Source organism: Streptomyces lincolnensis, from assembly GCF_001685355.1.
In the GTDB taxonomy this organism is placed as follows: Bacteria; Actinomycetota; Actinomycetes; order Streptomycetales; family Streptomycetaceae; genus Streptomyces; species Streptomyces lincolnensis.
In genome coordinates this window covers 2,972,159-2,998,492 of record NZ_CP016438.1, presented here as the reverse complement: position 1 = coordinate 2,998,492, position 26,334 = coordinate 2,972,159, and the positions used below count along the sequence as shown (strand labels likewise).

The following is a 26,334-nucleotide window of genomic DNA, read 5'->3' as shown; positions in this document are numbered from 1 at the left end:
AGGCCTCGGGGATACCCGAGTTCGGGTCGAGGGTAGGGCCGTGATCGGTCGGGGACAGTCGCGCATCGACAGGGCACGGTCGCACGACGGTCGCATGCGATCGCAGAGGTCATGCGCCCGCTCGGATCGCCTCCTCGATCCCGGGGAACGCGAAGGTGAACCCGGACTCCAACAGCCGCTTCGGCACCACCCGTTGGCTGCCCAGCACATCCCCGGCCATCTCGCCGAGCACGGTGTTCAGCACGGGCGCGGGCACCGTGAAGAGCGTCGGCCGGCGCAGTACGCGCCCCATCGCGGCGGTGATCTCACGGTTGGTCAGCGGCTGCGGTGCGGTCACGTTGAACGGCCCGGACAGCCCGTCGGTGTCGAGGAGATGACGGATGGCGGCGACCTCGTCGTGCAGCGAGACGAACGACCAGTACTGCCGCCCGTCGCCCATCCGCCCCCCGAGCCCCGCCTTGAACAGCGGGAACAGCTTGGCCCAGGCCCCGCCACCGCGGGACACCACCAGGCCCGTCCGCACGAACGCCGTCCGGATGCCCGCCGCCTCGGCCGGCGCGGCGGCGCCCTCCCACTCCACGCACAGCTCCGGCAGGAAGCCCTGGCCGGGCGGCGCGTCCTCGTCGACCGTCCGGTCGCCGGTCTCGCCGTAGAACCCGATCGCGCTGCCGTTCACGAAGACACGCGGCGGTGTGTCGAGCGAGGCGGCGGCCTCGGCGAGGGCCTTCGTGCCCAGCACCCGACCGCTGCGGATGCGGGTCTTGTACTCCTCGGTCCAGCGGTGGTCGCCGACGCCGGCGCCCGCGAGGTTGACCACCGCGTCGCAGCCGGCGAGGCCCGCCGTGTCGACCCGCCCGGCCTCCGGGTCCCACCGGACCTCGTCCTCGGACCGCGGCGCGTGCCGCACCAGGCGTACGACCCGGTGCCCGTCCGCGGTCAGGGACCGCACCAGCGCCGAGCCGATGAGGCCGGACGCGCCCGCCACCGCGATTCTTGAAAGTTGCATGATCCCATCCTGCCTGGTGGGTACAGAAAGATCCGGTCTGACTCCGGTACCCGGTCGTAGGGTGGCGCGCATGCCAGTCCCGCACATACGTCACGCCACCCTCGCCGACGAGGAACCGCTGGGCCGCCTCGACCGGGTCACCTGGTCCGCGCTGCACTCCGTGGGACCGCGGCCCCGACCGCCGTACGAACCCTTCTACACCGAGAGGTTCGGTCCGCGGGACCATCTCGTCGCCGAACTGGACGGCACCGTCGTCGGCTACCTCCGCCTCGGCCACCCCACCCCGCTCGTCAGCAACGCCCATGTCCGCCAGATCCTGGGCTTCGTCGTCGCCGAGGAGGCCCGCGGCGGCGGGGTCGGCCGGGCCCTGCTGCGGGCCGCGCTGGACGAGGCGCGACGGCAGGGAGCGCGCCGGATCACCCTGCGCGTGCTGGGACACAACACACCCGCCCGCCGGCTCTACGAGACCGAGGGCTTCGTGGTGGAGGGGATCCTGCCGGAGGAGTTCCTGCTGGACGGCCGCTACGTGGACGACGTGTTCATGGGGCGCAGTCTCTGACCTGGTCGGCGGTCTCCCTCGTACGGCGTCTGCGCACCACCAGACAGAGCGGCACCGCCGCCACCGCGGCCGCCGTCGCGAACCCGGCGAGCACCCAGCCCGGGCTGACGGACTGCCGGGCCGGGGCGGCGGCGGTGAGGGCGAGCAGGGCGACCGGGGCCAGGGCGGCCCGGAGCACGGGAAGCACGTGTGACATGGGCCCAGAGGTACGCCCGGGCCCACGACCGCGGGCCGCATTGCCCCGTACGAGGGCGCGGCCGGCCACGGGGACCGGCCGGGTCGCCGGCTACGACGAGATCAGCTCACCCGTGCCCACCGGTTCCGTCGCGTTCGCCGCGCTCCTCGCGTCGTTCGCGACCTCGTCCGCCGTCAGGACGTAACCCGTCTCGTCGTCCGAGGTGGAGCGGGCGAAGACCACGCCGAAGACGCGGCCGTCGGTGGTCAGCAGCGGCCCGCCGGAGTTGCCGGGGCGGACGGTGGAGCGGATCGAGTAGATCTCGCGGGTGACGAGCGCGTCGTTGTAGATGTTCTGCCCGTTCGCCCGCACCCGGTTCGCGACGGTCGCCGCCTGGAGGTTCAGGTCGCCGTCCTGCGGATAACCGGCGACGACCGCCGAGTCGCCGCGCGTGGCGCTGTCGTCGAACTTCAGTACGGGCGCCTGAAGATCGGGCACGTACAGCACGGCCACGTCCTTGTCCGGATCGAACAGCACCACCCGTGCCGCGTACGACCGCCCGACCCCGCCGACCCGCACGCCCGGCTCGTCGATGCCGGCCACCACGTGCGCGTTGGTCATCACGTGCTGCGGGGAGTACACGAAGCCGCTGCCCTCGCGGCCCTGGTTGCCCGAGACGCCCTCGATCTTCACGGTGCTCAGCTTGGCGGCGTTGGTGGCGGCGGCGGTGACGCTGTCGCCGGTGGGCCTGGCGACCTCGGCCGTCGACTCGTTCTCGAAGGGGTTGAAGACCTGCGGGAAGCCCGCCTCGGTGAGCGCGGAGGTGGCCCGCGAGAACCAGGAGGGAGTGGTGTCCGGCATGGTGTCCTGCACGGCGCCCAGCAGCGCCGAGTCCCGGATCGCCGTGGTCACCAGCGGGGAGGAGGAGGCGCCGAGCACGCTCGCGGCCACCCAGGCCACGATCAGCACGGCCACCGAGTTCGCCACGGCCCCGCCGACCCCGTCGGCCGCCCTGAGCGGCCCCCGGTCCAGCTCGCGGCGCAGCCGGAGCGCGAGTCGCCCGGCCAGTTCGTGCCCCACCGCGGCCGGGACCAGCACGGTCAGGACCGCGGTCACCGTCGCCGTGGTCGTCCCCGGTGACACCAGGTCCATCATCCAGGGCAGCACCCACACACCGACGACCGCGCCGCCCACGAAACCCGCGAGCGAGACACAGCCGGCCACCAGTCCGCGCCGGTAGCCGGACGCCGCGTAGGCGAGGATCACCAGCAACAGCAGGATGTCGAGCAGGTCCACGGAGCCGCCTTTCTGTCGGACCCCTCAGGGGGCGTCTCCTAGTACGCGTGGGACAGGCCCAGTGATCAGTCACGCGCGCGCGTGGCCACCGGAACCGGCCACGCGTGCGTGCACCTGGAGAAACGTCGCGGACCCGGACGATGGTTCCTCCGGGTGGCACAGCACACATCGCGGGCGGGGCGGATCGGACCGACAGTGGGACCATGTGTGTCTCGCGCGCACCGCACAGGAGGCGCAAACGGCGCGGCCGAATACCGGGCGCCGCGCTGGCGCTGCTCGGCGCGCTGCCCGGCCTGGCCGCCGCCGGCGCGCTGGCGCTGTGCGCGAACGGCGTGGAACACACCGTCGCGGCCCGCTCCCGGCAGGCCGCCGTCGCCCGCGCGGCCACCGCCCCGCACTCCGCGCCCCGGCCGCACATCGTGCCCAGATCCGCCTGGGCGGACGGCACCGGCGAGGCCAACACCGTCGCCCGCACCCCGCCGCCCCCGCGCTACGACGACAAGGTCCTCGCGGTCTTCGTCCACCACACCGACTCGCCCAACTCCTACGACTGCGCCGAGTCGCCCCGCATCATCCGCTACCTCGCCGCCGGCCAGACCGGCACCCGCGACTGGGACGACATCGGCTACAACTTCCTCGTCGACCGCTGCGGCGTCATCTACGAGGGCCGCGCGGGCGGCACCGGCCGGCCCGTGACCGGCGCGCACACCCAGGGCTTCAACCACCGCACCACCGGCGTCGCCGCCCTCGGCACCTTCACCGCCGGCGTCACCGTCCCGAAGGCCATGACCGACGCGATCGCCGCGCTGGCCGCCTGGAAACTGGGCCTGGCCGGCGTCGACCCGCGCGCCACCGTCCGGCTGGTCTCCAGCAACGGCCTCAGCCGGTACGCGTCCGGCACCACGGCCGCCCTGCCCGCCCTGGCGGGCCACGACGAGGGCTATATGACGAGCTGCCCCGGCGCCGCACTGAGCGCCCGCCTGCCGGAGATCAGAGAGCTGGCGGCCCGCCTGCAAGGGCGCCCGTGAGGGGGGCGGGCGGGCCACTCACAGGAACGCCACAGCCGGCGCGCAGGCCGCTCAGAGGCCCGCGCTCTACGGTCTGCACCAGAAGCCGACCGGAGGTGGGGATCATGAGCAGCAGCATCAACAGGAGCCGTATGTGGACGGTCGTCTGCGCGGTCACGACCGTCGTCCTGGGACCGGCCGCCGTGACGGCGTCCGCCCTCGACCAGGCCAACAAGGCACCGATGCACCACGCGGTGCGGGCCGAGCACGCCGAGCACGCCGAGCAGACCCAGGCGTACCTCCCGTCCGACACCGGACGCCGCCGGGCGGTCAGCCCCTGAAGCGCTCCCACAGCTTGGGATACCGCTCCGCCAGCACCCCTTCGTTCTCGAAGTCCACGGGCGTCCCCTCGGGCTCCGCGGGCGCGGGCGGAATGCCCAGGTCGGGGGCGACGGCGCCGGTGAGCTGTTCGTACGCCTCGTCCGCGGAGTAACCGAGCTCCTCGCCGTCGCCGTCGATCTCCTCGTCGAAGTCGTCCAGGAGGTCGGCCAGCGAGTCGGGATCGTGCACCGCCCCCTCGTAGACCTCGCGCCCCTGGCCGATCAGCCAGCACCGGAAGAAGTCGAAGGCGTCGTCGCTCACCCCGTCCAGCAGGACCCAGGCGGCACCCCACAGGTCCCAGGTGTAGGCGCGGTTGTAGCGGGACTCGAAGTGACGGGCGAAGTCGAGGACCGACTCGGGGTCCAGCTGGAGCAGCCGGTCCACGAGCAGGTCGGCCTGCTCCTCGGGGTCACCCTCGGCCGTCTCGCGGGCGCTGTCGACCAGCTCCCAGAACTCCGTCTCGTCCATCACGGGTCCAGCATCGGGCCTGGACGGGTGGGGCGCACGTGGAGTGAGGCGGATTGTTATGTCCCGTACAGCCGGGCGAGTCGTGCCGCGTCCCGCGCGAAGCGCGTCCGCAGGCTCTCCGGCGTCAGCACCTCCACCTCGGGCCCCAGCGAGGCCAGCTGGCTGTGCGCCACCTCCTCGGACTCCACGGCGAGCGTCACGGTCACCCGGCCGTCCTCGTCCGGGGCGCCCGCGGCCTCCAGCGCCTCCTCGGCGGACGGCCGGCCGACGGCGTACGGCAGGGCCCGGACACCGTCCGCGGACAGCCGTACGACGACCTCCGCGCGCAGGATGGACCGCGCGAACTGCTCGGCCCGCTCCTCCCAGAAGCCCGGCAGGTCGAACTCCTCGTCCCGCGCGAACCGTTCCTCGCCCGCGTCCACCGCCGTGAACCGGTCGATGCGGTACACCCGGTACGAGCCGTGCCCCGCGACCCGCGCGCACAGGTACCAGACGCCCGCCTTGAGCACGAGACCGTACGGCTCCAGCTCGCGCACCACCTCGCCCTCGCCGCGCCAGTAGTGCGCCGTGACCCGACGGTCGTCCCAGACCGCGTCCGCGACGGCCGGCAGCAGCTCGGGCGTCTTGGGCTCCTTGAACCAGCTCGGCGCGTCCAGGTGGAAGCGCTGCGCCGCCGCACGGGAGGCGTCCCGCACGGAGGGGAGCAGGGCCGCCGACACCTTCAGCCGGGCCGCCGAGGCGGCGTCCTCAAGGCCCATCTCCCGCAGCGCCCCCGGCACCCCGCTCAGGAACAGCGCCTCCGCCTCGCCGCGGGCCAGCCCCGTCAGCCGCGTCCGGTATCCGCCGATCAGCCGGTAGCCCCCGGCCCGGCCCCGGTCCGCGTACACCGGGACCCCCGCCTCCGACAGCGCCTGCGCGTCCCGCGTCACGGTCCGCTCCGACACCTCCAGCTCCCGCGCCAGCTCGGCGGCGGTCATCGACGGCCGGGACTGGAGCAGCAGCACCATTTTGATGAGACGAGCAGCACGCATGTGTTCATGATGCCGGGCAGCACCGACGAAGAGGGGGTGTGGCCGCAGCCGCACCCCCTCTTCGACGCTCAAGCCCTACAGGCCGTACTTCGCGCGCGCTTCCTTCACGGCCGTCGCCTTGACCTCGCCGCGGCGGGCGAGCTGGGCGAGGGCCGCGACGACGACGGACTCGGCGTCGACGCCGAAGTGGCGGCGGGCGGCCTCGCGGGTGTCGGAGAGGCCGAAGCCGTCCGCGCCCAGCGAGGAGTAGTCCTGCTCGACCCACTGCGCGATCTGGTCGGGGACCTGGCGCATGTAGTCGGAGACCGCCAGCACCGGACCCTCGGCACCCTGGAGCGCCTGACGGACGTACGGCACCCGCTCCTCGCCGCGCAGCAGCGCCGCGTCCGCCTCCAGCGCGTCGCGCCGCAGCTCGCTCCAGGAGGTCGCGGACCACACGTCGGCGGCCACACCCCACTCCTCGGCGAGCAGCCGCTGTGCCTTGAGGGCCCAGTGGATCGCCGTGCCGGAGCCCAGCAGCTGGACGCGCGGGGCGTTGGCCGCCGCCACGTCCACTCCCGCCGACTCGGCGGTGTTGAAGCGGTACAGGCCCTTGACGATGCCCTCGTCGACGGCGGTACCGGCCGGCTTCGCGGGCTGCGGCAGCGGCTCGTTGTAGACGGTCAGGTAGTAGAAGACGTTCTGGTCCTCGCCCGGGGCCGCCTCGCCGTACATCCGGCGCAGACCGTCCTTGACGATCGCCGCGACCTCGTACGCGAAGGCGGGGTCGTACGTCAGCGCCGCCGGGTTGGTGGCCGCGATGACCGGGGAGTGGCCGTCGGCGTGCTGGAGGCCCTCGCCCGTCAGGGTCGTCCGGCCGGCCGTCGCGCCGACGAGGAAGCCACGGCCGAGCTGGTCGCCGAGCTGCCACATCTGGTCGGCCGTGCGCTGCCAGCCGAACATCGAGTAGAAGATGTAGAACGGGATCATCGTCTCGCCGTGCGTCGCGTACGACGTCGACGCGGCGATGAAGTCGGCCATCGAACCGGCCTCGGTGATCCCCTCGTTGAGGATCTGGCCGTTCTTGGCCTCCTTGTAGTACATCAGCTGGTCACGGTCGACCGGCTCGTACGTCTGGCCCTTGGGGGAGTAGATCCCGAGCGAGGGGAACAGCGACTCCATGCCGAAGGTGCGCGCCTCGTCGGGGACGATCGGCACCCAGCGCCTGCCGCTGTCCTTGTCGCGGACCAGGTCCTTGATGAGACGGACGAAGGCCATCGTCGTCGCCACGTTCTGCGTACCGGAGCCCTTGTCGAAGGCGGCGAACGCCTTCTCCGCCGGGGCGGGCAGCGGGGCGACGGGGTGGACCCGGCGGGCCGGGGCCGGGCCCCCGAGGGCCGCGCGGCGCTCCTGGAGGTAGCGGACCTCGGGGGAGTCGGCGCCGGGGTGGCCGTAGGGGACGACCCCGTCGACGAACTGCGCGTCGGGGATCGGCAGCTCCAGCAGGTCGCGCATGCTCTTGAACTCGTCCACCGTCAGCTTCTTCATCTGGTGGTTGGCGTTCTTCGACGCGAAGCCCTCGCCGAGGGTGTGGCCCTTGACCGTCTGGGCCAGGATGACCGTCGGGGCGCCCTTGAACTCGACGGCGGCCCTGTAGGCGGCGTACACCTTGCGCGCCTCGTGGCCACCGCGGGAGAGGTGGAAGCACTCCAGGATCTTGTCGTCGCTCAGCAGCTTCGCCATCTCGGCGAGCGCCGGGTCCTTGCCGAAGAAGTCCTGGCGGATGTAGGCGGCGTCGCGCGTCTGGTAGGTCTGCACCTGCGCGTCCGGTACCTCGCGGAGCCGTCGGACGAGCGCACCCGTGGTGTCGAGCTGGAACAGCTCGTCCCACGCCGAGCCCCACAGCGACTTGACGACGTTCCAGCCGGCGCCGCGGAACTGGGCCTCCAGCTCCTGCACGATCTTGAAGTTCGCGCGGACCGGGCCGTCGAGGCGCTGGAGGTTGCAGTTGATGACGAAGGTGAGGTTGTCGAGCCCCTCACGCGAAGCCAGTGCGAGTGCCGCCGTCGACTCCGGCTCGTCCATCTCGCCGTCGCCGAGGAAGGCCCAGACGTGGGAGGCGGAGACGTCCTTGATGCCGCGGTGGGTCAGGTAGCGGTTGAAGCGCGCCTGGTAGATCGCGGAGAGCGGGCCGAGGCCCATCGACACCGTCGGGAACTCCCACAGCCAGGGCAGGCGGCGCGGGTGCGGATACGACGGGAGGCCGTTGCCGCCGGACTCCCGGCGGAAGTTGTCGAGGTGGTCCTCGCTGAGCCGGCCGTCGAGGAAGGCGCGGGCGTAGATGCCGGGGGAGGCGTGGCCCTGGATGTAGAGCTGGTCGCCCGAGCCGTCGGCCTCCTTGCCCTTGAAGAAGTGGTTGAAGCCGGTCTCGTAGAGCCAGGCCGCGGAGGCGAAGGTGGCGATGTGGCCGCCGACGCCGTGTTTGGAGCCGCGGGTGACCATCGCGGCCGCGTTCCAGCGGTTCCACGCGGTGATCTTCCGCTCCATCTCCTCGTCACCGGGCGCGGACGGCTCGGCGGCGGTGGGGATGGTGTTGACGTAGTCGGTCTCGAGGAGCTTCGGCAGCGCGATGCCGTTGCCCTCCGCCCTCTCCAGTGTGCGGCGCATCAGGTACGCGGCACGGTGCGGGCCGGCCGCCTTGGCGACCGCGTCCAGCGAGGCCTGCCATTCGGCGGTCTCCTCGGGGTCCCGGTCGGGGAGCTGGTCGAGCTCGCTCGGCTGGATGGCGTTGGGGTCGGTCATGTCGCCGCCTTCCTCAGTCGAAGGGGGTTCCCTCATCGGTAAGGGTTCGGGGGTGCCCTTTGTCTTTGGCAGGACAGGGCTGAGGCCTCGGTAGAGGTCCGACGCGACTGTAACCCCCTGATCGATGATCGATCAAAGGGTTGAGGGGCAAAACTTCTCGATGACGAGAAAGTAGGCACGGGGTGCCTTCGACGATGGCACCGGGTGACGCGGTTGTCCGGGGTTTTTGCAGGTCGGAGGGCGTTTGAGCGGGAGTGTGCTCTGGTGTTCGGCGGGCGGGCGGGCGGGCGAGGGTGAGGGCGGGGGCGGTCACAGGGAACTCGCCATACCGCGGAGGGTTCGCCGCGGCGGGGAAAAACTCACCCGCGCCTGGCTCAGCGGCGCTCTCGTGTTCGCCGCGGCGCCGCTCGGCCATCACGGCGGTGCCGGCCGTGTCGCGACCTGCTATGGCCGCGGCGCGCAGCCCAGGACGTGTGCCTTCACGATCTCCGCGATCCGCGGATCCCGGCGCCGGAACGCGGCCACCAGCTCCTCGTGCTCCTCCGCGTAGGACTGCTGGACCGTGCCCAGCCAGCGGATGGACAGGGCGGTGAACACCTCGATGCCGAGGCCCTCCCAGGTGTGCAGGAGGACCGAGTTGCCCGCCGCGCGGACCAGCTCCCGGTGGAAGCCGACCGTGTGCCGCACCTGGCCCGTGCCGTCGGACTCGCGGTCGGCCTCGTAGAGCGCGGTGACATGCGGCTCCAGCGCCGAGCAGTCCTGTGCCAGCCGCTCCGCCGCCAGCTCCGCCGCGATCGCCTCCAGACCGGCCCGGACCGGATAGCTCTCCTCCAGGTCGGCCGCCGTCAGGTTCCGCACCCGGACGCCCTTGTTCGGTGCCGACTCGATCAGCCGCAGCGACTCCAGCTCCCGCAGGGCCTCCCGCACCGGCGTCTGGCTGACCTCCAGCTCGGTCGCGATCCGTCGCTCCACGATCCGCTCGCCCGGCTTCCAGCGCCCACTGACGATCCCCTCCACGATGTGCTCGCGGATCTGTTCGCGCAGCGAGTGGACGACGGGCGCGGTCATGAGAGCTCCTTAAGGGCGTTTGACGTTTAGACAATAAGGCCGCGGGCCCGTCCGGGAGGGGCGCACGGGGGCGCTTTCATGCAGGTGAGACGAGGCTTACACGCTCCCAACAGGACGACTTCTGTCAACACACGCAACCCCCTGACCTCCGAGAAGTGTCGCGTCCGGCAGGGGTTCCCACGCGGGGCGCCCCACGCACATCTGGGGGACGGCATGAACATCGGGGGACACCGCGGACTGGTCGTCGCGGCCGTGATCGGCGCGCTCATCGGCATGACGGGCTGCCAGCAGACGGCCACACGGGCGACGGCGCACACGGCACCGAGCGGCACCGGAACGATCACGGGCATGGCGGGCGCGGCCGGCGGATCCGGCGCCGCCTGCGTCTTCGTCAAGCCGGACGGCGCCGAGAAGTTCGGTCACGTCGGCTGGGGCTTCCGGCTCCCCGGCACCGGCCGCTGGGTCTACGGCGCCGTCGAGAACCCCAGCGGCAAGCTCTACACCCCGCCCGGCGGCGACATCGGAGCCTGGCACACGGAAGGGTCGTACGACCGCATGCTCAGCGACATGAGCACCGACGCCCACTACCCCGGCGAGTCCGAGCACCCCTACAGCCGCTACCGCTGCACGAAGTCCCGGACCTACGACGTGCCGGCGGCCCGCGCCATGATCACGGCCGTGGAGTCCCGCGGCTTCCTCGTCGGCGTCGACCCCGAGACCGGCAGGCTCACCTCGCGGGACTGCCTCGACGCGACGTACGACGTCCTGAAGTCGTACCGGACCAGGAGGCTCCCGTACGCGCCCGCGCTGTCCGTCCCCAACGTGTGGGTGGAGTCGCTGTGGGGCTGGTCGGACAAGAAGCTGACGCCCAGGTGAGACAGCGGTGCCCCCGCCCGGAGAACCGGACGGGGGCACCGTGGGAACCAGGTGGGCTACAGGCCGAGCTCGACCTCGAACTCGCCCGCCTCCAGGATCGCCTTGACCGCGGTCAGGTAACGGGCCGCGTCGGCGCCGTCCACCAGACGGTGGTCGTAGGAGAGGGTCAGGTAGGTCATGTCGCGGACGCCGATGACCGTGCCCTCCTCCGTCTCGATGACCGCCGGACGCTTGACCGTGGCACCGATACCGAGGATCGCGACCTGGCCCGGCGGCACGATGATCGTGTCGAAGAGCGCACCGCGCGAACCGGTGTTGGAGATGGTGAAGGTCGCACCGGACAGCTCGTCGGGCGTGATCTTGTTGGCGCGGACCTTGCCGGCCAGCTCCGCCGTGGCCTTCGCGATACCGGCGATGTTGAGGTCGCCCGCGTGCTTGATGACCGGGGTCATCAGGCCCTTCTCGGAGTCCACCGCGATACCGATGTTCTCGGTGTCGAAGTAGGTGATCGTGCCCTCGTCCACGTTGATCCGGGCGTTGACCGGCGCGTGCGCCTTCAGCGCCTGGGCCGCGGCCTTGACGAAGAACGGCATCGGGGAGAGCTTGACGCCCTCACGGGCCGCGAACGCGTCCTTGGCCCGGGCGCGCAGCTTCATCAGGCGGGTGACGTCGACCTCGACCACCGAGGACAGCTGCGCCTGCTCGTGCAGCGCCTTGACCATGTTGTCGCCGATGACCTTGCGGATGCGCGGCATCTTGACGGTCTGGCCACGCAGCGGAGAGGTCTCCAGGGTCGGAGCCTTCTTCGCGGCGGCCGGTGCGGCGGCCGGAGCCGGAGCTGCCGCGGCGGCCTTCGCGGCCTCGGCGGCGGCGGTGACGTCCTGCTTGCGGATACGACCGCCGACGCCGGTGCCCTTGATGGTGGACAGGTCGACGCCGTGCTCGGCGGCGAGCTTGCGCACCAGCGGGGTCACGTAGGCGCCGTCGTCACCCGAGGTCGCGGCGGGTGCCGGGGCCGGGGCGGACGCGGCGGGCGCCGGAGCAGGAGCGGCCGGAGCCGGGGCGGGTGCCGGAGCGGTCTGCTGCGGAGCCGGGGCCGGAGCCGGGGGCGCCTGCGGAGCCGGGGCCGCCGGAGCCGCGGGGGCGGCCGGGGCGGGAGCCGGAGCGGGTGCCGGGGCCTCGGCGGCCGGGGCCGGAGCGGCGGGAGCCGGGGCAGCGGCCGGAGCCGAGCCCGCGACGCCGATGACGGCCAGCTTGGCGCCGACCTCGGCGGTCTCGTCCTCGCCGACCACGATCTCCAGCAGGACACCGGCGACCGGCGCCGGGATCTCGGTGTCGACCTTGTCGGTGGAGACCTCCAGCAGAGGCTCGTCCTCCGCGACCTCCTCGCCGACCTCCTTGAGCCAGCGGGTCACGGTGCCCTCGGTGACGGACTCGCCGAGCGCGGGCAGGACGACGTCCGTGCCCTCGGCGGAGCCGCCGCCGGAGGCGGCCTCGGCGGTGGGAGCAGGGGCCGGGGCGGCCTGCTCGGTGGACGGCTGGGCGGCCGGGGCCGGCTCGGGAGCCGGCGGGGCGACCTCCTCGGCCGCGGGGGCCGGGGCGGCGGCGGGAGCGCCGGTGCCGTCGTCGATGACGGCCAGCTCGGCGCCGACCTCGACGGTCTCGTCCTCGGCGACCTTGATGGAGGCCAGGACGCCGGCGGCGGGCGAGGGGATCTCGGTGTCGACCTTGTCGGTCGAGACCTCGAGCAACGGCTCGTCGGCCTCGACGCGCTCACCCTCTGCCTTCAGCCAGCGGGTGACAGTGCCCTCGGTGACGCTCTCGCCGAGCGCCGGAAGGGTTACGGAAACCGCCATGGTTTCTGTTGCTCCTTACGGATGGGGCTCCCCTGTTCGAGCGCTGTGAAGAACTCGGGGAAGCGGAAGTCTGTGTCGTCGCGTCCGGTGACCGAAGGCTCAGTCGTGGGCGTGGAGGGGCTTGCCGGCCAGGGCCAGGTGGGCCTCGCCGAGCGCCTCGTTCTGCGTCGGGTGGGCGTGGATGAGCTGGGCGACCTCGGCCGGCAGCGCCTCCCAGTTGTAGATCAGCTGGGCCTCGCCGACCTGCTCGCCCATACGGTCGCCGACCATGTGGACGCCGACCACGGCACCGTCCTTGACCTGGACGAGCTTGATCTCGCCCGCGGTGTTCAGGATCTTGCTCTTGCCGTTGCCCGCCAGGTTGTACTTCAGAGCGACGACCTTGTCCGCACCGTAGATCTCCTTGGCCTTGGCCTCGGTGATGCCGACGGAGGCGACCTCCGGGTGGCAGTAGGTCACACGGGGGACACCGTCGTAGTCGATCGGGACGGTCTTGAGACCGGCCAGACGCTCCGCCACCAGGATGCCCTCGGCGAAGCCGACGTGCGCGAGCTGGAGCGTCGGGACCAGGTCGCCGACGGCGGAGATGGTCGGGACGTTCGTCCGCATGTACTCGTCGACCAGGACGTAGCCGCGGTCCATCGCGACGCCCTGCTCCTCGTAGCCCAGGCCCTGCGAGACCGGGCCGCGGCCGACGGCGACCAGCAGCACCTCGGCCTCGAACTCCTTGCCGTCGGCGAGGGTGACCTTGACGCCGTCGGCGGTGTACTCGGCCTTCGAGAAGAAGGTGCCCAGGTTGAACTTGATGCCGCGCTTGCGGAACGCGCGCTCAAGAAGCTTGGAGGAGTTCTCGTCCTCAAGGGGGGCGAGGTGCTTCAGGCCCTCGATGATCGTGACGTCCGAGCCGAAGGACTTCCACGCCGAGGCGAACTCGACGCCGATGACACCGCCGCCCAGGATGATCGCGGACTTCGGCACACGGTCCAGGACGAGGGCGTGGTCGGAGGAGATGATGCGGTTGCCGTCGATCTCCAGGCCCGGCAGCGACTTCGGCACGGAGCCGGTCGCCAGGAGCACGTGGCGGCCCTGGATGCGCTGGCCGTTCACGTCGACGGAGGTCGGGGAGGACAGTCGGCCCTCACCCTCGATGTAGTTCACCTTGCGGGAGGCGATGAGCCCCTGGAGGCCCTTGTACAGACCGGCGACCACGCCGTCCTTGTACTTGTGCACGGCCGGGACGTCGATGCCCTCGAAGGTGGCCTTCACACCGAACTGCTCGCTCTCACGAGCCTGGTCGGCGATCTCACCCGCGTGCAGCAGGGCCTTGGTGGGGATGCACCCCCGGTGCAGGCAGGTGCCGCCGACCTTGTCCTTCTCGATCAGGGCGACGTCCAGGCCCAGCTGCGCCCCGCGCAGGGCCGCGGCGTAACCACCGCTACCACCGCCGAGGATCACTAGGTCGAAAACGGTGCTGGCGTCGTTCGCCACGTCACGTCCTCCATGCATGTGCGCCACGCCGGTCTGCGGTGACCGGTCGGCGGCTGGTGTCCGGCCGCTCGTTCTTCGGCCCTTCGGTGGGGGCCCTGTCCTGCCGAGCCCCATCTTCGCACTTGTCCGACCACAACGAGACGCCGGGCCGGGGTGTGAGACGACACACGCTCACTTGTGATGAGCGATGAGCTGCCGTCCCACCCAGGGGCGCGGGGCTGTATTCGATTTGCGGCTACCGCCGCGTGGGCGCGACAAGCCACATACGACCGCAAGCCGCCATACAACGACTGGACCGAGCTGTGGGGCGACGGGGCCTCGCCCTACCCGCGCGCGAGGCCCCGCCAGGAAAATCACCCCAGATCCCCCACAGCCGCCAGCTCGGCAACCCGCACCAGCGTCCGCACCGCCGTCCCCGTCCCGCCCTTGGGCGTGTACCCGAACGGCCCGCCCTCGTTGAAGGCCGGCCCCGCGATGTCCAGGTGCGCCCAGGTGATCCCCTCACCCACGAACTCCCGCAGGAACAGCCCGGCGACCAGCCCGCCGCCCATCCGCTCGCCCATGTTCGCCATGTCGGCGGTGGGGGAGTCCATCCCCTTGCGCAGATGCTCCGGCAACGGCATCGGCCAGGCCGGCTCGCCGACCTCCGCCGCGGCCTCGTGCACCGCCGTACGGAAGGCGTCGTCGTTCGCCATGATTCCGAACGTCCGGTTTCCCAGCGCCAGCATCATCGCCCCGGTCAGCGTCGCCACGTCCACGATCGCGTCCGGCTTCTCCTCGGATGCGGCCCACAGCGCGTCGGCGAGGACCAGCCGGCCCTCCGCGTCCGTGTTGAGGACCTCGACCGTCTTGCCCGAGTACATGCGCAGCACGTCACCGGGACGGGTCGCGGAACCGGAGGGCATGTTCTCGGCCAGCGCCAGCCAGCCGGTGACGTTGACCTCCAGCCCCAGGCGCGCGGCGGCGACCACGGCCGCGAAGACCGCCGCCGCACCGCTCATGTCGCACTTCATCGTCTCGTTGTGGCCCGCCGGCTTCAGCGAGATGCCGCCCGAGTCGTAGGTGATGCCCTTGCCCACGAAGGCGAGGTGCTTCTTCGCCTTGGAGGAGGTGTACGACAGCTTGACCAGCCGCGGGCCCGCCGCCGAACCGGCGCCGACGCCGAGGATGCCGCCGTAGCCGCCCTTCTCCAGGGCCTTCACGTCGAGCACCTGGACCTTGATGCCGTGTTCCTTGGCCGCGGTCTGGGCGAGCGCGGCGAAGGCCTCCGGGTCGAGGTCGTTCGGCGGCATGTTGATCAGGTCGCGCGCGCGGTTGAGCTCCTCGGCCACGGCGGTGGCACGCTCGATCGCCGCCTTGTACACGCGGTCGCGGGGCTTGCCGCCGAGCAGCGAGGCCTCGGCGAGCGGCGCCTTGCCGTTCTTGGCCTTGCCCCGGGCCTTGGCGTCCTTGCCGTTGTCCTTGTAGACGTCGAAGGTGTACGCGCCGAGCAGGACGCCCTCGGCCACGGCACCCGCGTCGGCGGCGTCCGTGAGCGGCAGCGCGAACGCGGCCTTCTGGGAGCCCGCGAGGCCCCGGGAGGCCGCGCCGGCGGCCCTGCGCAGTGCCTCGGCGTCGAAGCCGGAGTCCTTCTCGGGCTCGGCGCCCAGACCCACCGCCACCACGAGCGGGGCCTTGAAGCCGGCCGGTGCGGGCAGCTTCGTCACCTCGCCCTCGGCCCCGGAGGCACCGAGGGTCTCCAGGATGCCGGCGAGTCTGCCGTCGTACGCCTTGTCCACGGCCTCGGCACCCGGTGCGACGACCGGGCCTTCGGCACCCTTGGCAACACCGATCACGATCGCGTCGGCCCGGAGGCCGGGCGCCGCGGCGGTGCTGAGAGTGAGAGCAGTCACGGTGGTGAAATCTCGCTTCCGTTGAAATGTGCTGTGGCCGAATACGGGTGGGTCGGCCGGGCCCGAGACCGACCCTAGAGCCCTAGGGGGCAGTCTCCACCCGGGCGGCCCCATGCCCGGCACGAGCCTACGCTCGGGGGTGTTGTCGATCATTCCTGCGGCGGTTCACCTATCGGTGGCGTCGTGGCCACTTCTCGATCCTCAAGATCGGTGAGGTGAGTCACACTCGTCTGGTTCCGGCAAGCGCACGGCTCGCCGGTACGCATGATTTCCACGGATCCTCCTCAAAACGACCATGGAGGAGGATCGCCCGGGGAGGGGCTACCGCCATGGCGCATCTCGCGCTCACCGACAGACACCACCACGACGGACACGGCCACCGGCGTCGCTCCGGATGGAGAACCACCGCCGCCGTGTTGACTGCCGCGGGACTCATGGCACTGGGGCTCGGCGCCCCGGCGGCCTCCGCGGCGCAGGAACCGCGGATCGACCTCAGGGTGCTCGTCGTGGACAACGGCGACAGCCCCATCGAGGCGATCACCGGCCAGCTGAAGAGCACCGGCATCCCCTACACCAGGGTGAACCTGAACGACGCCGACCGCCCGACCATCACGGAAACGTTCCTGAGCGACACGGTGGACGGCCGGCCCCGAGCGAAGTTCCAGGGCGTCGTGCTGCCCAACGAGGCCCCGTTCGGCGCCGGTTCGGCCGAGCAGACCGCCCTGGAGAGCTACGAGACGACGTACGGCATCCCGCAGGTCGACGCCTACACCTGGGCGCACCCGGGGGTCGGCCTCGACTACACGAGCCAGGGCGGCTGGGCCGGCACCCTCGACGGACGCGAGGCGTCCGTCACCGCGGCGGGCAGGGCGGGGGCCTTCGGCTATCTCGACGGCGCCTTCACCTTCGAGGACAACGACCCCTCGGTACAGGAGAGCTACGGCTTCGTCGCCAAGCCCCGCACCGGCTTCACCAGTTACGTCGACGTCCCGGTACCCGCCGGCACGGGCACCGGAAGCCTGGTCGGGGAGTACGCCCACGACGGGCGCCGCGAACTGGTGGTGACCTTCGCGTACAACCAGTACCAGCAGCAGTTCCGGCTGCTCGCCCGGGGCATCGTCGAATGGCTGACCCAGGGCGTGCACCTCGGGCAGAGCCGCAACTACTTCGCCGTACACGTCGACGACGTCTTCGCGCCCGACAGCCGCTGGGACACCGAACGCAACTGCACCCCCGGCGACTTCGACTGCGCGGGCGGTGACGGCGAGGGAACCACGCCGATCCGCATGACCGCGGCCGACGCGCGGTACGCGGCGCAGTGGCAGCGCGACCACGGCTTCACTCTCGACATGGTCTACAACGCGGGCTCCGGCGAGGAGTGGAAGAGCGAGCACGGCGGCGTCGACACGACGACCGACCAACTCCTCGCCGACAAGGACCAGTACCGCTGGATCAACCACACCTACACGCACCCGTACCTCGGCTGCGAGCAGGACACCTCCACCGTGCCGTGGAGCTGCGCGAAGAACGCCGACGGCTCGACGCGGTACATGAGCCGCGCCGACATCTCGGCGCAGCTCCGGGACAACCACGACTGGGGCGTCGCCAAGGGCCTCCCGCTGGACCGCTCCGAGCTGGTCACCGGCGAGCACTCGGGTCTGAAAACCCTGCCGCAGCAGCCCGCCGACAACCCGAACCTGGCCGGCGCCCTCGCCGACAACGGCATCAGGTGGATCGCCTCCGACAACTCCCGTGAACCGGCCCAGCGTGCGGTGGGCAGCGCCCTGACCGTGCCGCGCCACCCGATGAACGTGTACTACAACACCGGCACCGAGGCCGAGATGGCCGACGAGTACAACTGGATCTACACCTCGGCGGCCGACGGCGGCAGCGGCGCCTGCGAGAACAACCCCACGTCGACCTGTCTCGCCGACCCGCTGGACCCTGCCACCGGCTACGACGAGTACATCGTCCCGCAGGAGGCGCGCACCGCCCTCGGGCACGTGATCGGCAACGATCCGCGTCCGCACTACGCGCACCAGTCCAACCTGGCCGAGGACCGGACGCTGTACCCCGTCATGGACAAGGTCCTCACCGACTACGCGGCCCTCTTCGCCGACAACACCCCGGTGGAGAACCCCGCTCAGGCCGCCATCGGCACCGAGTTCCAGCGCCGCGCGGCCTGGCAGTCCGCTCTGGACGACGGCCGGGTCACCGCGTACCGCGTCGGCACCACCGTCACCGTCACCGCCCCGTCCGGGACCCGGATCCCGGTCACCGCCCCGGAAGGGACCACCAAGCAACTCCTGCTCGGCACCACCGCGTTCGGGACGCCGTACGCGGGCCACCGCTCGGCCTGGACCACGCCTGAGCTCTTTCAGACCGCCCTCACGCTGAATCTGCCCACCTAGGCAGCGCAGCCGACCGTACGCGCACCCCGGATCCCCACGACCGGGGTGCGCTTCCGAGCCGTTCCAGGGGGGAACAGCCATGCGTACCGGCCGTCATGTCACCATGCTCACCGAAGGCACCTATCCGCTCGTCCACGGCGGGGTCAGCACCTGGTGCGACCAGCTCGTCAAGGGCATGCCCGAGGTCGACTTCCACGTCGTCTCGCTCAGCGGCAGCGGCCGCGAACCCGTGACCTGGGAGCTGCCGCCCAACGTCTACCGGCACAGCTCCGTGCCGACCTGGGGCCCACGGCCCGGACGCGCGAGGCCGCCGTTCGGCAGGGCCCGCCGCCGCTTCATCGACTCCTACGAGCGTTTCCTGCTCTCCTTCCTCGACCCCGAGGCCCACTGCGACTTCGGTGAGGCCCTCTACGAGCTGGCCGAACTCGCCCGCGACGGACGCCTGTCGGCGGCCCTGCGCACCGAGAGCGCCCTGCGGTCGCTGATGTGGATATGGACGATGCCGCATCTGGCCGTCGCGGACGCCCGGCCCACGGTGCACGACGCGCTCACCGCCACCGACCTGCTGGAACACGCCCTGCGGCCCCTGGGGGTGCGGATCCCCGAGGACTCCGTCGCGCACGCGGTCAGCAGCGGACTGGCGACCCTGCCCGCGCTCGCCGCCCACAAGCTCGACGGCGTGCCCTTCCTGCTCACCGAGCACGGCATCTACCTGCGCGAGCGCTACCTCGGCTACCGCAGCGGCGAACAGCGCTGGCCGGTCAAGGCGTTCATGCTCGGCTTCTACCGCGAGCTGAACTCCCTCGGCTACCGCGCCGCCGACCTGATCACCCCCTGCAACCAGTACAACCGCCGCTGGGAGGAGCGCGGCGGCGCCGACGCCGACAAGATCCGCACGGTGTACAACGGCGTCGACCCGGCCGCCTTCCCGCACGCCGGCCCCGAACCCGAGGTGCCCACGCTCACCTGGTGCGGCCGCGTCGACCCCATCAAGGACCTGGAGACCCTGCTGCACGCGTACGCCGCGGTCCGCGCCGAGATCCCCGAGACCCGGCTCCGGCTCTTCGGCCCGGTACCGCCCGGCGGCGAGGCCTACCGCACCCGCCTGGAGAAGCTCGCAGCCGAACTCGGCGTCACCGACGGCCTCACCTTCGAGGGCCGCATCAGCGAGGTCTGGCGCGCCTACGCGGCCGGCCACGTCGTCATGCTGTCCTCGATCTCCGAGGGCTTCCCGTTCTCCATCATCGAGGCCATGTCCTGCGGCCGTACGACGGTCTCCACCGACGTCGGCGGAGTCCGCGAGGCGGTCGGCGACACCGGTCTGGTGGTCCCGCCGCGCGAGCCGGAGAAGATGGCCGCCGCCGCGCTGAGCCTGCTGCGCGACGACCGACGGCGCCTGGAACTGGGCGAACTGTCCCGCCAGCGGGTCATCGACCGGTTCACCCTCCGCCGTTCCGTGGACGCCTTCCGGACGATCTACCAGGAACTCGCGGGCAGCACCGAGGTCTACGAGCCCACGCTGGAGACGGTCGCCGACTGGACCCTCGAACTGCGCGACCCCTGGTACGCGGCGGTCGCCACGGACGGGACCGACTGGTGAGCGGCAGCCTCTGGATGCCTCCCGGCTCCGGCCCGGACACCCTCCCCGCCATCCCCCGGCAGCGCACCCCCAGCTGGGCCGCGCCCGACCCGGTCGACGAACTTGCCGAGCGCCTCGACGACTTCGTGGCCGCCGCCGTCCACCCCGACGAGATAGCGGCCCTGCTGGAGTCCGACGGCCTTTCCGACGACCAGATACGCGAGCGGTACGGCGTGAAGAACTCCTTCGCGCTCGCCGAGGAACTCTACGAACGGGTCGAACGCCGGCACCCCGAACCGGAGGGCCCGGTCCACGACCCCTGGCAGGTCGGTCTGCTGGGCTGTCTGCTGCGCGGGGTCGTCTTCGCCCTCCCCGGCTTCGGCTATGTGCTGGGCGCGCCCTTCCTCGCCGGCCCGCGCGGCGACCTCGGCCTCCCGGCGGGCACGGTCCCGCTGCTGGCCGGCGCCCTGGCCGGCTGGACCTGGAACCAGGGGCTCGCCCACCGCGCGTACTCCTGGCTCGGCCTCGGCGACCGCCCGGCAGCCCGCCACTCCCTCCTCATCGGAACACTGCTGGGAGTACTCCTCGGCACCCTGGTCGCCTCGGCGGTCGCCGGCACCGCCCACCCGACCGCGGTGGTCTTCGCCGCCGGCCAGTCCGTCTACCTGGGCGCGGCGACCGTCCTGCTGGTCATGGGCCGCGAACGAGCGCTGCTGGCCGCTTTGTCGCCGATGGCGGTGGGTGCCGTTTTCACGTTCGTGCATCCCGTACCGGACGCCGCGAGGCTCATTCTGCTGCTGGGCTCGCTGACAGTGGTGGCACTACTTGGCCTACGTGAGGTAGCGCCCCGAAAGGGGCGCGGGGAACTGCGCGACCAGCCACGATGGACCCGCAGCCGACCCACGACAACGGGCCCTCGACTCACCGCCTCCCTCCCCTACGCCCTCTTCGGCCTCGGCACCGGCGTCCTAGTCGTCTACGCCTCCCTGGGAGACGCCCTGACGGGAGACCAACAGAGCGCCATCGCCGCCCCAGCCGCCGTCGCACTCACCCTCAGCATGGGCCCAGCCGAGTGGCTGCTGTACCGCTTCCGCAGCGGCAGCCTCGCCGGACTGCGTTCCAGCAGCACACCCAAGGCCTTCTGGCGCACCACGGCCCGCACGGTCGTCCAGTGCCTGACCGGCTACCTGGCCAGCCTGCTCGTCCTCAGCGTCCTCACCTCGGCCCTGTGGCCGCACGCGCAGAGCCTGGGTGGCATCCGCCTGGCCGGGCTGCTCCTGCTGGGTGTCGTCCTGTGGACCGGTCTGCTGCTCCAGTCCTTCGGCGCGGTGGCCGGCGCGGCGACGGTCTGCTGCGCGGCCGCCCTCGCCCAGACCCTCGCCCTGGTCACCCACACCGGCGACCCGCACCGGGTCGGCCTGATCGTCTACGGCACCGCCGCGGCCACCCTGGCCGCCCTGGTCTGTGCCCTGCTGGGGAGAGCGACCGCCCACCGATGAGCACTCTGCTGGTCCCGTACTACGAGCATCCCTCCGTCCGCCCCGCCGAGTGGGACGCCATCGTCGAGGCCGCGCCCCGCCTCTACGGCGTCGTCCTCAACCCGGCGAGCGGCCCCGGCGACCGCCCCGACCCGGCTTTCGTGAAGGTGGCCGAGCGGCTGCGGGGCGCGGGCGTACGCGTGCTCGGGTACACCGACACCGCCTACGGCCACCGGCCCCGCCCGGAGGTCGTCGCCGACCTCGCCCGGCACTGCGACTGGTACGGCGCCGACGGCGCCTTCCTGGACCAGGTGGCCGCGGGCCCCGAGGAGTTCCGGCACTACCAACTGCTCGCCACGGCGGCCTGGGGCGTCGGCTGCCACACGCTCGTCCTCAACCACGGCACCACGCCCCACCCCTGCTACGCCCGCATCGCCGACGTCCTCGTGACCTTCGAGGGCACCTGGACGGCGTACCGCGAACTGCGGCCCTGGCGCGGGCCGTCCGGCGTACGGCAGTGCCACCTCGTCCACGGCGTTCCGCACGGCGCCGATCCGGCCGGCCTCGCCCGCGCACGCGGCGCCTCGGTGTACTGCGCGGTCCCCGGATCGGGAGATCATCCCTGGGGAACACTGCCCCACACCCTGGAGCCCACCCGGTGAGACGCCCGATCCTGCCGGCCGCCCTGATCCTGCTGCTGGCGGCCTGCACGACCACGCCCGACGACGGCACCGACGAGCCGACCGGCGAGCGCTGGCGGCCACGCCCCGGCGTGGCCTGGCAGTGGCAGCTGAGCGGCCGCCTCGACACCACCGTCGACGTACCGGTCTACGACATCGACGGCTTCGACCAGTCAGAGCGCACCGTCGCCGCCCTCCACCGCGACGGCCGCAAGGTCATCTGCTACCTCTCCACCGGCGCCTGGGAGGACTGGCGCCCCGACGCCGAGGAGTTCCCCCGGTCGGTCCTCGGCCGCGGCAACGGCTGGGAGGGCGAACGATGGCTCGACATCCGCCGCACGGACGTGCTGGAGCCGTTGATGGCGGCCCGCCTCGACATGTGCCGCGACAAGGGCTTCGACGCGGTCGAGCCCGACAACATGGACGGCTACCAGAACCGCACCGGTTTCCCCCTGAAGGCCTCCGACCAGCTCCGCTACAACCGTCTGATCGCGAAGCTGGCCCACGACCGGGGCATGTCCGTCGGCCTGAAGAACGACCTCGACCAGATCCCGCGGCTGGTGGACGACTTCGACTTCGCGGTGAACGAGCAGTGCGCGCAGTACGACGAATGCGCGGCCATGAGCCCGTTCATCAAGGCCGGCAAGGCCGTCTTCCACGTGGAGTACGAACTGCCGACGAGCCGCTTCTGCACCGAGTCGCGGCGGCTGAAGCTGAGTTCGCTGCTGAAGAAGTACGAGCTGGGGGTGTGGCGGAAGGCCTGCTGACGTCAGAGGGCGAGCGTCAGCACCACCAGTGCCGTCGTCCCCGCCGTCTCCGCCAGCCCCCCGAACACGTCCCCGGTCACCCCGCCGAACCGCCGGGTGCAGTGCCGCAGCAGCAGCTCGGCGACAGCGAGAGCGGCCAGGACCGCCAGACCGGCGCGGAGGGCGTCGTACGCCCCGAAGAGCGCCCCCGCCCCCACCGCCCCCAGCGTCACCGCGGCGGCGGCGAGAACCGCTCCCCGTACCGGCACCACACCCGCGACGGCCGCCCCCAGCCCCTCCGGCCGGGCGGCCGGCACGCCGGCGCGGGCGGCGAGGGTGAGCGCGAGACGCGCGGTGGTCGCCGAGACCACCGCGGCCACCACCCCCCGCGCCCACGACTCGCCGTAGACCTGCGCGAGCGCCCCCACCTGCGCGAGCAGCACGAAGAGCAGGGTGATCACCCCGAACGGCCCGATGTCCGACTGCTTCATGATCCGCAGCGCGTCCTCGGCGGGCTTACCGCTCCCCAGACCGTCCGCCGTGTCGGCGAGCCCGTCGAGATGGAGCCCCCGGGTGAGAACGGCGGGCACGGCCACGGAGGCGACCGCGGCGAGCAGAGCGGACGCACCGAGGACGAGCAGCAGCAGCCCGGCGACACCGGCGACACCCCCCACCACCAGCCCGACCAGCGGAGCCCCCAGCATCCCGCCCCGCGCGGCCTCCCGGTCCCAGCGGCTCACCTTCACGGGAAGCACACTGAGCGTGCCGAAGGCGAAACGGAGACCGTCGAGCGGCGGGATCATGGACATGCCCGCAGACTAGCCCGGTCGTCGTAGCCGCCGGGCGGCCCGTCCCGTCGGCCGGGAGACTGGGCGTCATGGGCCACTGGCTGCATCGCAACATCGTCGAACCGGGCAAGCTGCCGCTGCTGCTCGCGCTGGCGGCGTTCGTGCTGACCTTTCTGATCACCCGGGTCATCACGCGTCTCATCCGGGCGGGCAAGGGCCCCTTCGGCAATGTGAAGGCCGGCGGGGTGCACATCCATCACGTCGTCCCCGGAGTCGTCCTCACCGTCACCGGAGGGTTCGGGGCCGTCGCCAGTGCCCGGCACGGGTTCGGCTCGGCCGTCTTCGCGGTGGTCTTCGGCATGGGCGCGGGCCTGGTGCTGGACGAGTTCGCGCTGATCCTGCACCTCGACGACGTCTACTGGTCCGAGGAGGGCCGCAAGAGCGTCGAGGTCGTCGTCCTCACCGCCGCGCTGGTCGGTCTGATGCTCGCGGGGTTCTCGCCGTTCGGCGTCAACGACATGACCCAGGAGGAGCTCAGGGACCGGGGGAGCGTCATCTCGACTGTGGGGGTCAACTTCCTCTTCGCGCTGCTCGTGCTGAGCAAGGGCAAGGGCCGGATGGCGATCTTCAGTGTGATCGTCCCCGTGATCGGTCTGATCGGCGTCGTCCGGCTGGCCCGCCCGGGCTCCTTCTGGGCCCGGCGCTTCTATCGCCGCCGTCCGCGCGCCCGGGCCAGGTCCACCCTGCGGGCGTACCACCACGACCGCCGCTGGGCGGGCCCCCGCCGCAGGCTTCAGGACTGGATCGGCGGCAAACCGGATCCGGTGCCGACCCTGCCCCTGGAACGGCGCTGACGCAGCGCCGACACCCCGCACAGCACCAGCACCGCGGCGATCGCCGCCAGATGTTCCTTGCCGGCCAGATTCTCCTTCAGCGCCACCTCGCCGACCATCGCCGCGATCACCGCACCCGCCGTGACGTACGCGCCGTAGCGACAGCCGAGGAAGACGGCGAGACCGACCACGGCCGCCGACGGGCCGGTGTCCACGACATGGGCGTCCGAGGCGGGCAGGCCCAGCGGATGGTCCGGGCCCAGCCAGACGCCCAGGCGGGCGTACAGCGTCCCGGCGAGGGTGGCCGTGTAGGCGAGGGCCAGGGTGCGCCACCGGCCCAGACAGATCTCGGCGATCCCGAACACGATCAGGATCTGCGCCAGCGCACCCCAGACGGGCAGGTCCAGGGCCGGTACGAAGAGCGACAGGGGCGTGCGCAGGAGGGCCGCCCCGAGCGGGTCCTCGGCGCGCACCGCCCCGACGTTCTGCACGAGCCGAAAGCCCCAGGACCGGTTCTGCACGAAGTGCATCGCGCCGGTCAGGCACACGGCCCCGACGGTGAGGGGGAGTGCCCGCCAGCGCCTTTCGAGGAGCGGCTCGCGCACGGTGACGTACAGCCGTCCCCATTCGGCGCGTGCCCAGCGGGCGAGCGTGTTCATCCGGCGGTCCCCGTCCGTCTCCTCGGTGCGCACGGCGCCTGGCGTGCGCCACGAGCGAAGACCTACCGGAATGCCGCGGAGTTGAGTGGGACCCGGGTGACCTGGATCTCGTTATGTCTGGATTTACTGCTCTTCCTTCTCCGGCTCTTCCTTCTCGGGCTCCTCGTCGGCAGCCGCCGGCTCCTCCGGCTTCTCCGGCAGCTCGGCGGCCAGTGCCGCCGCGGCCTGCACGAGCGGCAGCGCCAGCAGCGCGCCCGCCGCCTCGCCGACGGTCACCCCGTGGTCGAGCAGCGGCTCCAGGGCCATCCGGTCCAGCGCCTTGCCCTGCCCCGGCTCCCCGCTGCTCTGCCCGGCCAGCCACCAGTCCGGCGCACGGAACGCGATCCGCTGCGCCACCAGTGCGCAGGCGGCCACCACGACCCCGTCCAGGATCACCGGCAGCTTCCGCACCGCGCTCTGCAACAGGAACCCCGTGATCGCCGCGAGGTCGGCGCCGCCCACGGTCGCCAGCAGCTGGAGCTGCTCCCCGAGCACGGGCCGGGCCCGCCTCAGCGCGTCGCGGATCGCCGCGCACTTGCGCATCCACGCCAGGTCGTCGATCGCCTGGCCGCCCCGCCCGGTCACCACCGACGCGTCGGTCCCGCACAGCGCGGCGATGAGCACGCCCGCCACGGTGGTCCCGCCCACGCTCACATCGCCGAGCACCACCAGATCCGTACCGGAGTCGGCCTCCTCGTCGGCCACCGCCATCCCGGCCCGGAAGGCGGCCTCCGCCTCCTCGGCGGTCAGCGCGTCCTCGACGTCGATCCGCCCGCTGCCGCGCCGCACCCGATGCCGTACGACATCCTCGGGCAGCGTTTCCGGATCGCAGTCCAGCGCCATGTCGACCACCCGCACCGGCACCCCGAGCCGCCGGGCCAGCACGGACACCGGCCGGCCGCCGTCGAGGACCTCGCGCACCAACTCCACGGCGCTGCCCGCGGGGTGCGCGGAGACGCCCAGTTCGGCGATGCCGTGGTCACCGGCGAAGAGCACCACCCGCGGCCGCTCGATCGGCCGCACCGGCACCGCGGACTGCGCCGCGGCCAGCCACTCACCCAGTTCGTCGAGGCGGCCCAGCGACCCGGGCGGCACGATCTGACGCTCCCGGCGCGCCTCGGCGTCGCGCCGCACACCCCCGTCGGGGCGCTCGATCAGATCGGAGAAGTCGTCGAGATTAAGCGAGCTCATTCGCCGAACAGTACCGGCCCTGATCGAACAGGGAGGCGCCACATCG

At 72.0% G+C, this 26,334-nt stretch carries 23 protein-coding genes; 10 read left to right on the top strand and 13 right to left on the bottom strand.

The window, feature by feature from the left end:
- Positions 1–109: 109 nt before the first annotated feature.
- Entirely contained in the window at positions 110–1,006 is an 897-nt protein-coding gene (locus tag SLINC_RS13280; protein ID WP_067431295.1) for a TIGR01777 family oxidoreductase, read from the bottom strand.
- 61 nt (positions 1,007–1,067) lie between these two features.
- Between SLINC_RS13280 and SLINC_RS13275 the strand changes: the two genes are divergently transcribed.
- The gene (locus tag SLINC_RS13275) at positions 1,068–1,565 is read left to right on the top strand and encodes a GNAT family N-acetyltransferase (protein ID WP_107406595.1); all 498 of its coding nucleotides are present in this window, start codon (positions 1,068–1,070) and stop codon (positions 1,563–1,565) included.
- Here SLINC_RS13275 and SLINC_RS13270 read toward each other — a convergent pair.
- Entirely contained in the window at positions 1,546–1,761 is a 216-nt protein-coding gene (locus tag SLINC_RS13270) for a hypothetical protein (RefSeq protein ID WP_152039034.1), read from the bottom strand. The genes SLINC_RS13275 and SLINC_RS13270 overlap by 20 nt on opposite strands.
- 90 nt (positions 1,762–1,851) lie before the next feature.
- Positions 1,852–3,036 carry a MarP family serine protease gene (locus SLINC_RS13265; protein ID WP_067431286.1) on the bottom strand — a complete coding sequence of 395 codons (1,185 nt, stop codon included), beginning with the start codon at positions 3,034–3,036 and terminating at the stop codon, positions 1,852–1,854.
- Between the two features lie 203 nt (positions 3,037–3,239).
- Here SLINC_RS13265 and SLINC_RS13260 point away from each other — a divergent pair, with 203 nt between their 5' ends.
- Positions 3,240–4,064: a peptidoglycan recognition protein family protein gene (locus SLINC_RS13260; protein WP_079164514.1), complete on the top strand. Its 825-nt coding sequence runs from the start codon at positions 3,240–3,242 to the stop codon at positions 4,062–4,064.
- A 104-nt stretch (positions 4,065–4,168) separates the two neighbouring features.
- Entirely contained in the window at positions 4,169–4,384 is a 216-nt protein-coding gene (locus SLINC_RS13255; RefSeq protein WP_067431280.1) for a hypothetical protein, read from the top strand.
- Here the strand turns inward: SLINC_RS13255 and SLINC_RS13250 are convergent.
- The 4 genes from SLINC_RS13250 to SLINC_RS13235 form a co-directional block, all read right to left on the bottom strand.
- A complete protein-coding gene (locus tag SLINC_RS13250; RefSeq protein WP_067431277.1) occupies positions 4,374–4,892 on the bottom strand; it encodes a DUF4240 domain-containing protein in 519 nt (172 codons plus the stop codon). The genes SLINC_RS13255 and SLINC_RS13250 overlap by 11 nt on opposite strands.
- Positions 4,893–4,948: 56 nt before the next feature.
- Positions 4,949–5,923 carry a helix-turn-helix transcriptional regulator gene (locus SLINC_RS13245; RefSeq protein ID WP_067431274.1) on the bottom strand — a complete coding sequence of 325 codons (975 nt, stop codon included), beginning with the start codon at positions 5,921–5,923 and terminating at the stop codon, positions 4,949–4,951.
- A gap of 75 nt (positions 5,924–5,998) precedes the next feature.
- Positions 5,999–8,704, bottom strand: a complete 2,706-nt coding sequence (gene aceE / locus SLINC_RS13240; RefSeq protein ID WP_067431271.1) for a pyruvate dehydrogenase (acetyl-transferring), homodimeric type — start codon at positions 8,702–8,704, stop codon at positions 5,999–6,001.
- A 444-nt stretch (positions 8,705–9,148) separates the two neighbouring features.
- Positions 9,149–9,772, bottom strand: coding sequence for a GntR family transcriptional regulator (locus SLINC_RS13235; protein WP_067431268.1), 624 nt, complete (start codon positions 9,770–9,772; stop codon positions 9,149–9,151).
- 213 nt (positions 9,773–9,985) lie between these two features.
- Between SLINC_RS13235 and SLINC_RS13230 the strand changes: the two genes are divergently transcribed.
- Positions 9,986–10,648 (top strand): hypothetical protein, encoded by a 663-nt coding sequence (locus SLINC_RS13230; protein WP_067431265.1) that lies wholly within the window; start codon positions 9,986–9,988, stop codon positions 10,646–10,648.
- A gap of 56 nt (positions 10,649–10,704) precedes the next feature.
- Here the strand turns inward: SLINC_RS13230 and sucB are convergent, their stop codons facing one another.
- The 3 genes from sucB to SLINC_RS13215 form a co-directional block, all read right to left on the bottom strand.
- The gene (gene sucB, locus SLINC_RS13225; RefSeq protein WP_067431262.1) at positions 10,705–12,504 is read right to left on the bottom strand and encodes a 2-oxoglutarate dehydrogenase, E2 component, dihydrolipoamide succinyltransferase; all 1,800 of its coding nucleotides are present in this window, start codon (positions 12,502–12,504) and stop codon (positions 10,705–10,707) included.
- A gap of 99 nt (positions 12,505–12,603) precedes the next feature.
- Complete coding sequence (gene lpdA / locus SLINC_RS13220; protein ID WP_067431259.1) at positions 12,604–13,992, bottom strand: dihydrolipoyl dehydrogenase; 1,389 nt, start codon at positions 13,990–13,992, stop codon at positions 12,604–12,606.
- Between the two features lie 353 nt (positions 13,993–14,345).
- Positions 14,346–15,884: a leucyl aminopeptidase gene (locus tag SLINC_RS13215; RefSeq protein ID WP_067431256.1), complete on the bottom strand. Its 1,539-nt coding sequence runs from the start codon at positions 15,882–15,884 to the stop codon at positions 14,346–14,348.
- Positions 15,885–16,318: 434 nt separating this feature from the next.
- Here SLINC_RS13215 and SLINC_RS13210 point away from each other — a divergent pair, with 434 nt between their 5' ends.
- From SLINC_RS13210 to SLINC_RS13190, 5 genes are all read left to right on the top strand, one after another.
- A complete protein-coding gene (locus tag SLINC_RS13210; protein ID WP_067445286.1) occupies positions 16,319–18,295 on the top strand; it encodes a hypothetical protein in 1,977 nt (658 codons plus the stop codon).
- 79 nt (positions 18,296–18,374) lie between these two features.
- A complete protein-coding gene (pelF, locus tag SLINC_RS13205) occupies positions 18,375–19,895 on the top strand; it encodes a GT4 family glycosyltransferase PelF (RefSeq protein WP_067431251.1) in 1,521 nt (506 codons plus the stop codon).
- Positions 19,892–21,373 (top strand): hypothetical protein, encoded by a 1,482-nt coding sequence (locus SLINC_RS13200; RefSeq protein WP_067431248.1) that lies wholly within the window; start codon positions 19,892–19,894, stop codon positions 21,371–21,373. Before pelF ends, SLINC_RS13200 begins: the two co-directional genes overlap by 4 nt.
- Positions 21,370–22,014 carry a spherulation-specific family 4 protein gene (locus SLINC_RS13195; protein ID WP_067431245.1) on the top strand — a complete coding sequence of 215 codons (645 nt, stop codon included), beginning with the start codon at positions 21,370–21,372 and terminating at the stop codon, positions 22,012–22,014. Before SLINC_RS13200 ends, SLINC_RS13195 begins: the two co-directional genes overlap by 4 nt.
- A complete protein-coding gene (locus tag SLINC_RS13190; protein ID WP_067431242.1) occupies positions 22,011–22,799 on the top strand; it encodes an endo alpha-1,4 polygalactosaminidase in 789 nt (262 codons plus the stop codon). Before SLINC_RS13195 ends, SLINC_RS13190 begins: the two co-directional genes overlap by 4 nt.
- Before the next feature lie 2 nt (positions 22,800–22,801).
- Here SLINC_RS13190 and SLINC_RS13185 read toward each other — a convergent pair whose 3' ends face one another.
- The gene (locus SLINC_RS13185; RefSeq protein ID WP_067431239.1) at positions 22,802–23,587 is read right to left on the bottom strand and encodes an adenosylcobinamide-GDP ribazoletransferase; all 786 of its coding nucleotides are present in this window, start codon (positions 23,585–23,587) and stop codon (positions 22,802–22,804) included.
- Positions 23,588–23,655: 68 nt separating this feature from the next.
- Here SLINC_RS13185 and SLINC_RS13180 point away from each other — a divergent pair, with 68 nt between their 5' ends.
- Entirely contained in the window at positions 23,656–24,420 is a 765-nt protein-coding gene (locus SLINC_RS13180) for a hypothetical protein (protein WP_067431236.1), read from the top strand.
- Here the strand turns inward: SLINC_RS13180 and SLINC_RS48780 are convergent.
- On the bottom strand, positions 24,360–25,058 hold the full coding sequence (locus SLINC_RS48780) for a hypothetical protein (RefSeq protein WP_067445284.1): 699 nt from the start codon (positions 25,056–25,058) through the stop codon (positions 24,360–24,362). The two genes, SLINC_RS13180 and SLINC_RS48780, sit on opposite strands and share 61 nt — an antisense overlap.
- 123 nt (positions 25,059–25,181) lie before the next feature.
- On the bottom strand, positions 25,182–26,288 hold the full coding sequence (gene cobT / locus SLINC_RS13170) for a nicotinate-nucleotide--dimethylbenzimidazole phosphoribosyltransferase (RefSeq protein WP_067431233.1): 1,107 nt from the start codon (positions 26,286–26,288) through the stop codon (positions 25,182–25,184).
- Positions 26,289–26,334: the final 46 nt, after the last annotated feature.

Bases quoted from the DNA above. Each gene is read 5' to 3' on its own strand.
- SLINC_RS13280 (WP_067431295.1), bottom strand. From the start codon at position 1,006: ATGCAACTTTCAAGAATCGCGGTGGCGGGCGCGTCCGGCCTCATCGGC.
- SLINC_RS13270 (WP_152039034.1), bottom strand. From the start codon at position 1,761: ATGTCACACGTGCTTCCCGTGCTCCGGGCCGCCCTGGCCCCGGTCGCC.
- SLINC_RS13260 (WP_079164514.1), top strand. From the start codon at position 3,240: ATGTGTGTCTCGCGCGCACCGCACAGGAGGCGCAAACGGCGCGGCCGA.
- SLINC_RS13255 (WP_067431280.1), top strand. From the start codon at position 4,169: ATGAGCAGCAGCATCAACAGGAGCCGTATGTGGACGGTCGTCTGCGCG.
- SLINC_RS13250 (WP_067431277.1), bottom strand. From the start codon at position 4,892: ATGGACGAGACGGAGTTCTGGGAGCTGGTCGACAGCGCCCGCGAGACG.
- SLINC_RS13245 (WP_067431274.1), bottom strand. From the start codon at position 5,923: ATGCGTGCTGCTCGTCTCATCAAAATGGTGCTGCTGCTCCAGTCCCGG.
- aceE (WP_067431271.1), bottom strand. From the start codon at position 8,704: ATGACCGACCCCAACGCCATCCAGCCGAGCGAGCTCGACCAGCTCCCC.
- SLINC_RS13235 (WP_067431268.1), bottom strand. From the start codon at position 9,772: ATGACCGCGCCCGTCGTCCACTCGCTGCGCGAACAGATCCGCGAGCAC.
- SLINC_RS13230 (WP_067431265.1), top strand. From the start codon at position 9,986: ATGAACATCGGGGGACACCGCGGACTGGTCGTCGCGGCCGTGATCGGC.
- sucB (WP_067431262.1), bottom strand. From the start codon at position 12,504: ATGGCGGTTTCCGTAACCCTTCCGGCGCTCGGCGAGAGCGTCACCGAG.
- SLINC_RS13210 (WP_067445286.1), top strand. From the start codon at position 16,319: ATGGCACTGGGGCTCGGCGCCCCGGCGGCCTCCGCGGCGCAGGAACCG.
- pelF (WP_067431251.1), top strand. From the start codon at position 18,375: ATGCGTACCGGCCGTCATGTCACCATGCTCACCGAAGGCACCTATCCG.
- SLINC_RS13195 (WP_067431245.1), top strand. From the start codon at position 21,370: ATGAGCACTCTGCTGGTCCCGTACTACGAGCATCCCTCCGTCCGCCCC.
- SLINC_RS13185 (WP_067431239.1), bottom strand. From the start codon at position 23,587: ATGTCCATGATCCCGCCGCTCGACGGTCTCCGTTTCGCCTTCGGCACG.
- SLINC_RS13180 (WP_067431236.1), top strand. From the start codon at position 23,656: ATGGGCCACTGGCTGCATCGCAACATCGTCGAACCGGGCAAGCTGCCG.
- SLINC_RS48780 (WP_067445284.1), bottom strand. From the start codon at position 25,058: ATGAACACGCTCGCCCGCTGGGCACGCGCCGAATGGGGACGGCTGTAC.
- cobT (WP_067431233.1), bottom strand. From the start codon at position 26,288: ATGAGCTCGCTTAATCTCGACGACTTCTCCGATCTGATCGAGCGCCCC.